Source organism: Alteromonas sp. ISO5, from assembly GCF_058105165.1.
This window is the reverse complement of record NZ_CM176572.1, coordinates 2023086-2036405: the sequence shown is the minus strand read 5'-3', so window position 1 is coordinate 2036405 and position 13320 is coordinate 2023086. Positions and strand designations below refer to the sequence as shown.

The 13320-nt window shown below is 48.9% G+C and carries 8 protein-coding genes; 3 read left to right on the top strand and 5 right to left on the bottom strand.

The window, feature by feature from the left end; all coding sequences use genetic code 11:
* Positions 1–9 precede the first annotated feature (9 nt).
* Positions 10–1461 carry an NAD-dependent succinate-semialdehyde dehydrogenase gene (locus tag AC2T0J_RS09295; protein WP_489809854.1) on the top strand — a complete coding sequence of 484 codons (1452 nt, stop codon included), beginning with the start codon at positions 10–12 and terminating at the stop codon, positions 1459–1461.
* Between the two features lie 63 nt (positions 1462–1524).
* Here AC2T0J_RS09295 and AC2T0J_RS09290 read toward each other — a convergent pair whose 3' ends face one another.
* The 5 genes from AC2T0J_RS09290 to AC2T0J_RS09270 form a co-directional block, all read right to left on the bottom strand.
* On the bottom strand, positions 1525–2547 hold the full coding sequence (locus tag AC2T0J_RS09290) for a DUF1838 family protein (protein WP_489809853.1): 1023 nt from the start codon (positions 2545–2547) through the stop codon (positions 1525–1527).
* 217 nt (positions 2548–2764) lie between these two features.
* Positions 2765–4339, bottom strand: coding sequence for a carboxylesterase/lipase family protein (locus AC2T0J_RS09285; protein ID WP_489809852.1), 1575 nt, complete (start codon positions 4337–4339; stop codon positions 2765–2767).
* 71 nt (positions 4340–4410) lie between these two features.
* The gene (locus tag AC2T0J_RS09280) at positions 4411–6795 is read right to left on the bottom strand and encodes a TonB-dependent receptor (RefSeq protein WP_489809851.1); all 2385 of its coding nucleotides are present in this window, start codon (positions 6793–6795) and stop codon (positions 4411–4413) included.
* 612 nt (positions 6796–7407) lie between these two features.
* Positions 7408–7770, bottom strand: a complete 363-nt coding sequence (locus tag AC2T0J_RS09275) for a hypothetical protein (RefSeq protein ID WP_489809850.1) — start codon at positions 7768–7770, stop codon at positions 7408–7410.
* Complete coding sequence (locus tag AC2T0J_RS09270; protein ID WP_489809849.1) at positions 7770–8999, bottom strand: class I SAM-dependent methyltransferase; 1230 nt, start codon at positions 8997–8999, stop codon at positions 7770–7772. The genes AC2T0J_RS09275 and AC2T0J_RS09270 overlap by 1 nt, the downstream gene beginning before the upstream one ends.
* Before the next feature lie 320 nt (positions 9000–9319).
* On the opposite strand from AC2T0J_RS09270, the gene AC2T0J_RS09265 reads away from it, so the two are divergent.
* Entirely contained in the window at positions 9320–11380 is a 2061-nt protein-coding gene (locus AC2T0J_RS09265; protein WP_489809848.1) for a hydantoinase/oxoprolinase family protein, read from the top strand.
* A 12-nt stretch (positions 11381–11392) separates the two neighbouring features.
* Positions 11393–13258, top strand: a complete 1866-nt coding sequence (locus tag AC2T0J_RS09260) for a hydantoinase B/oxoprolinase family protein (protein ID WP_489809847.1) — start codon at positions 11393–11395, stop codon at positions 13256–13258.
* Positions 13259–13320: the final 62 nt, after the last annotated feature.

The window sequence follows — 13320 nt, the reverse complement described above, 5'->3', positions numbered from 1 at the left end:
GACAAAATCATGACATTAAATGACATTTCAATTTTTAAACAAGCTTGTCTGGTTGATGGAGAATGGGTAACCGCTGCAGATACCATTGCCATTACTAATCCGGCCACCGGTGCAGAAATTGCCTCCGTCCCTTCGCTGAAAAAGGACTCCATAACTAAAGCAATCATCGCAGCAGAACAAGCCTTTCAGCTCTGGCGCAAGAAACCCGCTTCTGAGCGCGGCGACATCGTGCGTAAATGGTACGATCTTATCATCGCCAATACCGATGCCCTGGCAACGATTATGACCTCTGAACAAGGTAAACCCTTGTCTGAAGCCAAAGGCGAAATTACCTATGCAGCAAGTTATGTAAAGTGGTTTGCCGAGGAAGCCATGCGTATCAATGGCGAAACTCTGCCCGCGGCAACCCCCAATACACAGATTCGTGTTTCCCGCGATCCAATAGGCGTTTGCGCCGCTATCACCCCGTGGAACTTCCCTGCCGCCATGATCGCCCGAAAAGTTGCACCTGCACTGGCGGCCGGTTGTACTATTATCGTCAAACCAGCCAGTCAAACCCCATTAACAGCACTGGCACTGGGTGAATTGGCGGTTCAGGCCGGCGTACCAAAGGGTGTCATTCAAGTGGTCACAGGTAAAGCCAGTGTCATTGGCGATACATTTTGCGAAAACCCAACGGTTCGCAAGCTTACCTTTACAGGCTCCACGGAAGTCGGTTCGCAACTAATGGCCAAATGTGCACCGGACGTGAAAAAGTTATCGCTGGAACTTGGCGGCAATGCCCCCTTTATCGTTTTTGACGATGCCGATGTTGATGTCGCTGTAGAAGGCTTAATTAAAGCCAAGTTCCGCAATGCTGGTCAAACCTGTATTTCACCCAACCGGGTATACGTTCAACGAGATGTGCTGGAGAGTTTTCAAACCCAACTCGTGGCGAGGGTTAAAGCGCTAAAAGTGGGTAATGGGCTGGATGACGGCGTCGAAATTGGTCCGCTGATCGACGATGCCGGTGCCGATAAAGTAACTGAGCATGTTGAGAATGCCTTGCAACAGGGCGCAACCCTGTTAACTGGCGGTAAGCGGCTTGAACACGGCAACAACTGGTATGCACCCACAGTGTTGACCAATGTCCCCCCCACCGCGCAATGTACATGCGAAGAAACATTTGGCCCCTTAGTGCCCATTATTCCATTTACTTCCGAAGAAGAAGTCATCGGGTACGCGAATGACACACCCTATGGACTGGCAGCATACTTCTTTACCGATGATCTGCACCGGGCACAGCGAGTTGTCGATGCGATAGAGTCTGGCATGGTGGGCATTAATACCGGCGTTATTTCCGCAGCCAATGCACCATTTGGTGGTATTAAAGCCAGCGGTATTGGGCGGGAAGGCGCACATGCGGGTATCGAGGAATATCTGGAAATGAAATATCAGTGCTATGCTATTAAAACCGCTTAATAGTCATCCATTATGATTGTTAAACACGGCATCGGTGGCTTGCCGATGCTGTGTAATCAGAGGTTACTCACTCAGAATTTTTGCTTTCGGCGGTTGATAGCCTGGAGTTTCAGGGGGTACCTGTTCAGCATATTCCTCTAAAGTTCCCCGTACACCGTAGTCAAGACCATCTTCAGGTTCTTCCAATAAGTCCGGACGGTCCCGTTCAACGCGTTCTAGTACCACTCTTGGCACATCTTCAGGACCACCGGTGATCTGATAGCTGTGCATTCTGCCAATCAGAACCCCATTTACCCCGCTTTGGCCCATCAGCATCCACGGCCACCAGGGTGCCTGACGGGAAAATCCAGCCGTAAAGGTCGCCGTTTCCAGAGACCGATCATCAATTTCGTCTTTCGGTGCAAATAAACAGAAGTGCTCAGAAGGGTTAACGCGACGACCTGTCGATGCTTTAGGCCAGCCTTCAGGCGTCACCGGGTTGGTATACTCATGAGCATAATCCCAGCTTAACAGATACTTATCCCCTATTGTTTGCCAGGGTAGTAAATAGGGCTGATTAGCCGCGTCTCCATCCCCCATGTCATTATTGACGGTTTCGCTGTCGCCTACCTTGAATACCTTTCGGGTCAGGCCAAGCGTGCCACGGAATTTATCATTTAAAAAGGGGAATACTTCGACCCGCTCGCCAGTCCAGGGATTATCCCAATGGTCAATAATCTTGCCCGTCTTAAGATCGGTAAAATAGCCACACTCTTTACCAAGCACCCGAACTGATCCGTCTTTTAAAATAACATTCCGAATATTGCCAAACCCACAATACCCGAAAAGCGGCATCGCACGCTGATTGCCGACGACGGCATATTGCACGCCCTGATAACCAGACAGCACAGCTTTATCGCCGATAGTGCCCCATAACTTAGCAAAGCCATACAAGTTCTCACGCGGATCGTGAATATCCAGTGGGCGAAGATTCTTCGCTCCGGTTTTTGCAAATCCAGGTGCCGCAGCCATGGCAGCGCCACTGGCCACTAAACCAGATAAAAAGCCGCGGCGAGTTACACCACCAAATATACTTTCATTAATCATGTCAGTTCCCAGTTCTCATTATGTTCATTCGCTACCGTATAATTAGCAAAGCACTTAGCGCATTGATATTTCTCAATTAGTTACACTGCTAAAGCTTGGGAAGGGAGTTGGTGATAGGCTTACGGTCACTGCGAACAAGCAGTGAATCTATTTGTCAGGGAAACAAGCTACCGACACTGTGCCGGTAGCTGTCATGGTAAGGTCTCAGGCGTTTTACTCATTCAATGAGCGCGTTAATTTTATCCAGGCGTTCTGCCCAGGCGTCTTCTACCGCACCACTCTTCTCAGGAATAAACCGCATAATGGTCGTCCCCTGATATTCGGGCCATTCAGGTAAAGCAGAGCCGTTAGGATTGCCGGTTTTAGCAAAATTGGTCCAGTAGTTCATCATAAGTTCAGACACTGCAAGCTGATCTGCACCAGGGTCTTTGGGCTCCATATGATCGCCAGTAAAATTACCGAAGGTATACGGCATATCACTCGCGTGCGGTGCGCCATAAACAGTACCAAAGTCGGTCTCTAAATTCGCAAAACCCATTGCCGGCATGCCAAAACGATACACAAATGTTGTATAACCTGCGCGTTCATGAGCTAAGGCAAACTCTCTGTTTTGCGAATGAAAGGCATAGTCACTATATAACATTTTGTCGCGAACCGCCTCTGAGCCAAAATAAGGCGTTAACACTGCCATTTCGTCTGCCGAGAAGAAGGTCGACATGATGCCCCGTTGCGCTTCTGGCGGTACCATACCAAACTCAAAATCGGTCGAACCAATAATCATTGGAATTGCAGCTTGCTGCCCGCTATGCAATGTCACCATCATATCTTTGCTAATAACCGTTCCGTCAACGGCAAAGTCAATGTAAGTTGAGAAATCGGTAGCCTTGACAATGTCACTGGCTGCTATCGCTCTGAGTTCAGCCAATGACGCATCTTGCATGTCTAATGCGTCGGCAAGCTTACTGCCCATGCTTTCTACCACTTTATCGCCTTCCTCAGCAATAGCTGCCACTCGCGGCTGACGGCCACGGCCGTAACCGGATTGCGATATCGCCTTATGAAATAACCCTTTACCAGCTTGAGACGCCACCAGCATATCTACTGAACCACCACCGGCCGATTCGCCAAAAATAGTGACATTGTCGGGGTCGCCACCAAAACCAGCGATATTCTGTTGTACCCACTCAAGCGCTGCGATTTGATCCATCAGGCCATAATTAAACAACTTGCCATTATCAGGATTTTCTTTCGACAATTCGGGATGTGCAAAGAAGCCAAAACTTCCCAACCGATAGTTGATACTTACTACCACTACATCTTTACGGACCAGATTACCGCCGTGATTCACCGGGCGGGAGCCTGAACCACTTACCAGTCCGCCACCCGGGATCCATACCATAACCGCCAGATCGCTTGCTGTAGTATCAGGGCGGTATATGTTCAGATATAAACAATCTTCACTTTCATCCTGAGTAAATTGCTCTTTTACGCGCTGAAAGTCAGGATTTACTGGTCGTTGCATACAACGATTGCCATAGGTATCCGCGATCAGCATTTCTTCACGTTCCGGCGGTTTCTGCGGTGCACGCCAGCGCAAGGGCCCGACCGGGGCTGCGGCATAGGGAATGCCTTTAAACGCAATAATGCCGTCTGATTTAACGCCCTTGACAGAGCCTTCAGTAGTCGTTACGGAGATAAAATCAGTTGGTGATTCGGTGGTCACTTTACTGCAGCCAGCAAGACATAATATGCCCGCAATAAGCAACACGTTTAATGTGATTTTACTAGACATGAATATTCCATATTCGATAGAAAAGAAAAAGGCGAGTCGGAACTCGCCTATTAGTTGAAAGCTCAACGCGATTAGTATTCGCTAAAGGTCCACTTAACTTGCAGACCAACAGTTCTTGGCTCCTGGAAGCTCGCTACTGTGGCAGAGTTTAATGCGAAGTAAGCAAAAGAAGAATCAAATGCGTAGTAATCGTAAGCAAAAGTATACGAGTCGTTATCAAACAGGTTTCTCACATAAGCCTGGACACTAAAATCACCGAAGGTGACACCCGCACGCAGGTTAACCAGATGAATATCAGGTGTTTTCAGGAAGTTTGCCTGGTTTGAATAGAGACCGTCTTTGTATATATAGTCTACACGACCAAAGTAATCGTACTCGCCACTGAACGTACCATCATACTGCAAGCCTATGTTGCCTGAATACTTTGACGTATTCGGCATCTCGTTGCCTGAGTAATCGCTAATGCCGGTTAACTGGGTCAATGCCAGGTTGGAGAAATCTTTAATTTCCGAATCCGTCATTGCACCGCTAAAATTCAGACGTAGATCACTGGTTAACATCCAGTTCACTTCAGCTTCTATACCTTGAAGAGTGGTATGGCCAGCATTGGCGACCCCTGAAAAGCTGGTAGGCGTACCATCTTCGTCACTCAGAACAAGGTTTACCCGGTTAATCTGTTTAGTCCAGTCCGCATAATATACACCGACGGCGTAAGTCATCGAACCATCAAAGCCAGTGCCCTTAAAACCTACTTCATAGTTATCAACCTCTTCAGGATCAACCGTCAGTCCTATACCCGCATCCACGGCTTGCTGTCTGACCGTTTCACTTACCGCTAATAACCCGGTATTAAATGCTGCAGGGTTAACCCCCTTAGAAAAAGTCGCATAGGCCATAAGATCATCGCTAAACTGATAGTCAACAATGATTCGTGGCAGGAAGTTATCGAAGTCTTCTTCCACTAATAGCGTGTCATCGGCATCATACGTTGCAATGGTATCGCGCTGGAAACGACCTTCTGCACTGATAGTGGCTTTATCGCTGAGCTCATAGCTTAAGCCAAAGAACAATCCGCTTGTTTCATTGGAGCCTTCACCAGTTTGTGATACTTGTGATGGAATACTTTCGCCAAATGGAAATTGAATGAGCTGGGTTTGCGAGCCATCTTGGGTCGCATCAAGGTAACTTAATCCTACCGTTCCGGAAAAAGCGCCGCCATTATCGTAAGTTAAACGCAATTCCTGAGAGAAGTCTTCGTTTACTTTTTCAACCAGGTAACCGTAATTGAAAGACGGCGAATAATAGTGGTCGATATCATTAAGAATAATCCATTCTTCCTTGTTTACCCCAGTGAGGGATGACAATGTGAAGCCGGTATCCCCGATTTCCCAGTCAACCACAATGTGGCCGTGATAGGTTTCACGATCCATACCGTAATTTGATAATCTGTCGGTACCAATAATTCTGCCTGCTGGGTTCTTCAAAAACGCTTTCAGTGCATCAGAGGCATTGGTGTTATACGTAATTGGATCGACCTTAGTCGGCAACTCGCCACAGAAGTAAGGACCATTTGCTGGGCCCAGTGTACAATTCGACTGACCTGTAACCACTTTGTTACCCGCGGCATCGAATAGATCAAAGGCAGACAGCAGCGCAGCAGCAGCAGGACCATCTTCGTCATGCGACATAAAGCCAAAGGCTTTGATCGTCAGCTCATCCGTTGGGTTGGCAAGAATATAGAGGTTGGTCATACTGGTTTTCTGCTCTCCCAGTTTACCGCCGTCCGGTCCTTTATTGTCCCAATAACCATCTTTCTCATAGGTTTCGTAAGACCCGCGGACAGAAAGTTTATCTTCAATAATTGCGCCTTCAGCCTCACCACGAAAACGCGTATAACCATAGTTCCCCGCGGTTATATCGATAAACCCCGCCAGATCCCCCAAGGGTTCGCGGTTTACTACGTTAATTGCACCAGCAAAGGTATTTCGACCGAAGTAAGCCGATTGTGGACCTCTTAGAATTTCAACACGTGCTGGAGTACCGATAGAAGAAACGGCAGTGGTTGAAGATACTGGTACGCCATCAATAAACATAGATGTAGTCGCTTCAGCACCGCTGCTGGGTGAGAACCCACGCAATGTGAAAGTCTGCACAGAGCGGTCTGCTTTGCCCGAGAAGTTGTTAGAAACAACCAGTCCAGGCGTGTTATCAGCCAGATCCTTCACCTGCACAATGCCGCGCTTTTCAATGTCGTCACTAATTAACGCCGATACAGCCAGTGGAATTTCCTGAATACTTTCTGCACGTTTACGAGCTGTCACTTCAATTTTTTCGATAATCGACTTATCTTCGGCGGCTGGTTCCGCTTCCTGGGCATATACTGTTTGACTTGCCAGGGCAACCGATGCGGCCAATAAACTTAATCGCAGGGTCTTATGTGGTGAGTAATGAGTCACGTAAATTTCCTCTTAGTAGCTTGTGTTTTCGCTCACTTCGCCTCTCTGGAAGATGACTTCAGCGATAGCATTGTGAAGTGACGTGTTGCATTTCTTATTATAAAAATTGTCTTCGGCAAAGAATCGGTATGGTTACAAATTCGTCATTCGAGCCTGATATCTATATCAGCACCCTAAAGCGATATAAAGAATGATAAATGTCAAAAAACTTTAACTTTTTCATTTAGTCGGACTGATAATCAGACTGAAAATCGTAATCAAGTCGTCATTTGCAGAACGCGATTGTTCGTTCACAATCCCCATGCGCTTTGCTGCTTAGGCATTGCAAGATATAGAAACGTTATACCAATCCTCACAGAGCGAGTCAGAAAACCTGCCAGTCACGCTGAGTAGGTAGACTTCTTTGCAGGTTGAAGCGTGTAGGGGGCACTTGGTTTTCTTTTTCGGGCAGTAACCGGATAACCAGGAAGTGATTGTATTGGTGACCGTTTATGTCAGTTACCGAAAAAAAACCACCTCCCCGACTGGAAAGGTGGTAAATGGGCACACTATGAAAGTGAGAGTGGCAAGCACACCGGCAACGTGTGCTAACCAGGGAAAATGTTGTGAGTACTAATTGCCGTCGGCAATTTCATCAATAGTACTCTTATACTTTTCTTTGGTTTCACCAATTTGCGCTTCCTCTGCATCTTTACGAGCAAGATAGAATAAACGGGCCATGAAGCCCTGACGCCAGGCTTCACGCTCTTCAAGCGCGGCGTCGTCCAGCTCTAACGCATCAATACCAGCGGCCAAATCAATGCCATGCAGCTTAGCCACTCGCTCCTGCGCGTCCATACGATCGCGCATTACATTCAGCTCGCTGGCCAGTACCATCACCATTGACATCAGTTGGTCAGACGCCGCATCTTCATAAAACTTTGGACGTTTACCTTTGGCATTATGATTAAGGGTTGGATTACTGTTCACAGACATTACGCCACCTCCTGCTTAACTAATGGTTTTTGCGCGATCAACACTTCCCAGCCTCCGCCAGGCGCAAACTCACCGGCTGTGAATTCCCTATCTGCAACCGCTTCTTTCGATTCATCACTGTAGCCTTTAGAACCTTCAGTGGTTTCCATAATCGCCATCGGTGCGGTATCAAAACGCACCGCATCACGCGGGAAGCCAGCGTCTTCAGCAAGCTTGATTTGGTCCAGGTCGCGCATTGCGCCCCAAAATGGCTCGTTGTTATACCAGGTTTCGTTATCCAGGATGAATTGCGTAAACGGATCCATTAAATCAAACGGAGGCAGGTCAGCGTGGATCATCAGCCCACCAGGTGCGAGAACCCGTTCACTTTCTTTAAAGATTTTTGGCATGGCTTTCCCGCTGGTTTCATGCAGCAGAATATGGCTCACCACTAAGTCGAAATATCCGTCTTCAAAAGTTGTTTCTTCGGCATTCATTTGCGCAAAGTTGACTGGTTTGCCAAGCGCAACGCCCCGGGCATGTGCGTAACGCACGCAACCACCACCCACATCGATCCCCCAGATTTCAGCATCCGGGAACGCTTCTTTATATGGCAGCGTTGAATGACCAACAGTGCAGCCCATATCCAGAATGCGACGCGGTTTAAATTCCGGATTATTGCGTTTTAAGTAATTACATACCGAACGCCCCATATCATCGTTATCAGGCCCTGTGTAACCCATGGTGTATAAATACACACCGCGGTCATACACCACACCGGCTGACACGTCTTCTTCAGTCACTTCGGTGCAGTACCCACCAGGCATACAATGGATATCAATCGCACTCACATACTTCGGTGGTACAAATCCTTCTGGGATAACCAGCTTAGCATCGGTTGAGGCAGAGAGTTCTTTGGCTTTTTCAATCAGTGCAGGCAATTGACGCTCTACACTCATCACCGTTGATTCCCACAGCAGCTCCTGAGCAATGCGATTGGTGGACGCATACAGTTGAAAGTAGCTGTTTTTTACCATCGCTTTACGGATGTCCTGGCGGTTCTGCGGTTCGTGACCGTGTTCGCGCTTAAACTTAGGGACCACCCGTTTTTGATAAATTGGCTGCAAACCAGGCAACGTCGAGTGCTGAATGAAGCCTCTTAGGCTTTTTGCAAATTCCTGTCTGGAGGCCTCGTCGTGCGAGGTCTCTGGCAACATATCGTGATGCCCTTGTTGAAAACAGTTAAGCATGTCACACCTCAATATTAATTTATGGTGATTGAACACTGTCACCGGTTCTTAGCACCGGAAACGGCTGAGTACAGGTTCACTATAAAAATCCGTACTGCCTCACGCATTGACAATTGTCATGGCAGGAACCTTTCAGGCAGATAGGCTAAATCAGGAAAATTACCGTGCTCATCCGGGTACGGCGAACGCAGCGGTGACCGCTTGAGCTGGCATACCAGACAGCGGCACCTGGCCACGGCTTACAGAGTGCAAGCAGCTCATCACCGCTTGCCTATGCAGCCTAAAACAACCTGGATTTGCCTAAATTGAGGGGATTAAAAATGAGTTATCGTCTAGGCGTTGATGTCGGCGGAACCTTTACTGACCTGTTGCTAATTAATGAAAAAAACGGTCAAACTTTTACGGCGAAAGTACCTTCTACACCTCACGACTCTTCTGAGGGTGTACTAAATGGTATCGCCAGAATTTGTGAAGAATCAGGCGTTGACGCAACCCAGATTCACCGCGTAATGCATGGTACCACCGTCGCAACAAATGCAGTGTTGACCGGCAAAGGCGCTAAAGTCGGTCTGGTGACCACAAAAGGATATGAACATACCTTGCAGGTTGCCCGTTCTTTCTGTCCTGGTGGCCTGGGCGGCTGGGTGAGCTATGTTAAGAAACCACTGCTGGCCCCGTTAGAACTGACTATTGGCGCGATTGAGCGCATGGATGCTCAGGGTAACGTGGTTACCGGATTAAACGAAGACGCCTTGCGGGTAGAACTGGAAAAGCTTCACGCCAAAGGGGAAGTGGAAGCACTGACCATTTGCTTTATTAACGCTTATGTAAACGACGCTCACGAAAGGCGTGCGAAAGAAATTGCTCAGCAAGTGTTTGGCGATATGCCCATATCACTGTCAAGTGAAGTGGTCCCTGAAATGCAGGAATATGAGCGTACCGAAACGACGGTCGTTAATTCCTATGTTCGTCCGGAAGTAGCCAAGTACGTTAACAACCTGCAAAACGCATTAAAAGACCGCATGGGTGAAAACGTTCAGTTGTCGATCCTGCGTTCGGACGGTGGTCTGGCATCAGGACGTGCTTCAGCTGAGTCGCCGGTAAACTTACTAATGTCCGGCCCTGCAGGCGGTGTTACCGGAGCAATCTACTTCTGTAGCCGCGCCGGTTATGACGATATTCTGACCTTTGATATGGGGGGGACTTCTACCGACGTTGCACTGATTCAGGGTTCTAAAGCCAAAGTTCGCCGCGAAACCATCGTGGGTGATGTGCGCGTTCGCGCACCATCCGTGGATGTACGCACTGTAGGAGCAGGAGGCGGTTCAATCGCGTTTGTACCGGAGCTGACTAAAGCACTGCGTGTTGGTCCTGAGTCCGCTGGCGCCGTACCTGGTCCTGCAGCCTATATGAAAGGAGGCGTTGAGCCGACCGTATGTGACGCAAACGTCGTATTAGGCTATCTGCCATCAGATGTACAACTGGGTGGTGCCATGGCGATTAACCGCGATGCTGCGGTAGCCGCTGTTCAAAAAGTCGCGGATGCCATGGGTATCGACATCATGGAAGCGGCCGAGGGGATCATCAAAATTGCTAACGAAGCCATGTTTGGTGCGCTGCGTCTGGTATCGGTTGAACAGGGTTACGACCCGCGTGATTTCGCGCTGGTTGGATTTGGTGGTGCAGGCCCACTGCATGCTAACGCCCTGGGTATTCTGACTGAAGCCTGGCCGGTGATCGTCCCGCCAGGGCCAGGGGTGCTTTGCGCCTACGGTGATGCAACAACAGAAGTTCAGGACGAAGCGGCCCGTACATACTTAGCACTGGCGCAAAATACCACTAAAGAAGCCCTACTTGCCGACCTTACCGATTTGCGTGCTAAAGCTTCTGAGTCACTGATTGCCGATGGATTATCACCAGAATCACTGGTCGTTACCTATCAGGCTGACCTACGTTATACCGGTCAAGCGTTTGAAATTTCGGTTGATTTTACCCAAGCCGACCTTGAAGAAAAAGGCCTGGCCGTGCTGACCGATTACTTCGATCAGGAACACGAAAAATTGTTCACCTTTAAGCTGGGTGACGGTCACGAAATTCTGATGATCCGGGCGGTAGTGAAAGCCAAAGGCGGTGATATCGCGGAACGTAATTTAGGCGAAGACAGCCTGACGCTGGCTGACTGTAAAGTACAGAACACCCGCTTCTTCTATGACGGAGCATGGCACGAGGGTGCAATTTATAACCGTAGCAAACTGCATCCGGCAATAGTGGTACCTGGCCCTGCAATCGTTAGCGAAATGGACTCAACCACGGTGGTACTGCCTGGCTATCAGGCCAATATCGACCATGTGGGTAACCTGTTAATTAATCCAGTGAAGTAACCGGGGAATATCATGACTGCACAGATTATTGAAACTAACACAACCCCGCTAAAGCGCGTGGATGTAGACGGTGTAACCGTTGATATTATTGAAAACGCCCTGCGTAACGCCCGTGAAGAAATGGACGCGGTACTGTTTCGTACCGCCATGTCACCGGGTATTCGCGAACAAGGCGACTGTTTTCCGCTGATCGCAGACCGTCAGGGTAAAATGGTAGTGGGCCAGATGGGGTCATTCATCACCGGTTTTACCAATGCCTACAATGGTACACTGGAAGAAGGTGACATCATCCTCACCAATGACCCTTACATGTGCAACGCCGCTATTTCGCACTTAAACGACTGGCTGATACTGATACCGGTATTTAAAGACGGCCGTCATATTGCGTGGTCAGCCATGTTTGGCCATATGTCGGATAACGGCGGCATGGTGCCGGGTTCAATGCCCATCCAGGCATCCACTATCTTCCAGGAAGGTGTGCGTATTCCGCCGGTAAAACTGTACAAAAAAGGCGTGCTCCAGGACGAAGTTTTAGAGCTTATCCTGCACAACGTTCGCACTCCGCAATGGAACCGCTTTGACTTGAACGCGCTGGTTGCTGCTTGTAAAACAGCGGCAAAACGCTGTCATGAGCTGGCCACCCGCTTTGGTGATGATGTATTCGACTCAACCATGGAAATTATGCTTGAGCGTAACAAAATGGCGATGGCCGAAATCATCAAGATGTTTATCCCGGAAGAACCGCGTGAATTTGCCGACTACATTTGTGACGATGGTAAAGGCATGGGCCCGTACAAGATCAACTGTAAAATGTGGCGTGAAGGCGAGAAGGTCATTTTTGACTTCGACGGTACCGATCCACAGGCACAAAGCTCGATTAACTTCTACCTGAACGAAGAGATGTTCAAGATGTTTTTCGGCTCATTCACGATTAACGTGGTTGATCCACAGATTATCTTTAACGATGGTTTCTACGACTTGGTCGACGTGCGCATTCCTGAAGGTACACTACTCAAACCTAAGTACCCTGCGGCGCTTTCTGGCCGTACTCACGCCCTTGGTCGTATCTTTGACATCCTCGGTGCTCTGCTGGGAATGGGCGCGCCGGAACAATTACTGAACGCCGCGGGATTCTCTGACTCACCGCACCTGTTTTACTCAGGATACGATGATAAAGGCGAGTGGTTCCAGTTGTTCCAGATTGGCTTTGGTGGCGTCCCGGGTCGTCCGGTTGGCGATGGTCCGGATGGTCACTCACTGTGGCCGGGCTTTACTAACGTGCCGAATGAATTTATCGAGTCGTATTTCCCCATGCGTATCGAAAACTACGAAGTGATCCCTGATTCGGGCGGTGCAGGCCTGCACCGTGGTGGTCACGGCCTGAGTGTAGCGTATCGCTTCTTATGTGATGGTCAGATTGCTATCCACGATGATCGCTGGTTAGTGTACCCGTGGGGCGTAAATGGTGGAGAACCCGGCATGCGTTCAACCAAGCGCATGGTTCGTGCCGACGGTACCGAAGAGTGGTTACCCTCTAAGTGTGAAGACATAAAAGTAAATGCTGGCGACCTGCTGTATTTCAATACCTGGGGCGGCGGTGGCTGGGGTGACCCCTATAAACGTGACCCACAACTGGTGTTAACCGACATTAACCGTGGCCTGGCAACGGTTGAAGGAGCGAAAGCTTACGGCGTTGTCATTAAAGACGGTGCTGTCGATGAAGCTGCGACCACCGAATTGCGTGCAACCTTAACTGAGCAGCGCGGCGAAATCGGTCTGTTCAACCGCGGTGGCACCATTGAGGAAATCAAAGCCCGCTGTCTGGAAGAAACGCATATTCCAGCACCGGTAACACCCAGCTTTCAAAATGTAAAATAAGCATTGGTCCTATTCTGACTAATAATTGGAAACCCCGGTTCCTGGCTTTAAGCTACAGACTT

What these genes read in the sequence shown, in the direction of transcription:
- AC2T0J_RS09295 (WP_489809854.1), top strand. Translation starts at nt 10, where the DNA reads ATGACATTAAATGACATTTCAATTTTTAAACAAGCTTGTCTGGTTGAT.
- AC2T0J_RS09290 (WP_489809853.1), bottom strand. Translation starts at nt 2,547, where the DNA reads ATGATTAATGAAAGTATATTTGGTGGTGTAACTCGCCGCGGCTTTTTA.
- AC2T0J_RS09285 (WP_489809852.1), bottom strand. Translation starts at nt 4,339, where the DNA reads ATGTCTAGTAAAATCACATTAAACGTGTTGCTTATTGCGGGCATATTA.
- AC2T0J_RS09275 (WP_489809850.1), bottom strand. Translation starts at nt 7,770, where the DNA reads ATGTCTGTGAACAGTAATCCAACCCTTAATCATAATGCCAAAGGTAAA.
- AC2T0J_RS09270 (WP_489809849.1), bottom strand. Translation starts at nt 8,999, where the DNA reads ATGCTTAACTGTTTTCAACAAGGGCATCACGATATGTTGCCAGAGACC.
- AC2T0J_RS09265 (WP_489809848.1), top strand. Translation starts at nt 9,320, where the DNA reads ATGAGTTATCGTCTAGGCGTTGATGTCGGCGGAACCTTTACTGACCTG.
- AC2T0J_RS09260 (WP_489809847.1), top strand. Translation starts at nt 11,393, where the DNA reads ATGACTGCACAGATTATTGAAACTAACACAACCCCGCTAAAGCGCGTG.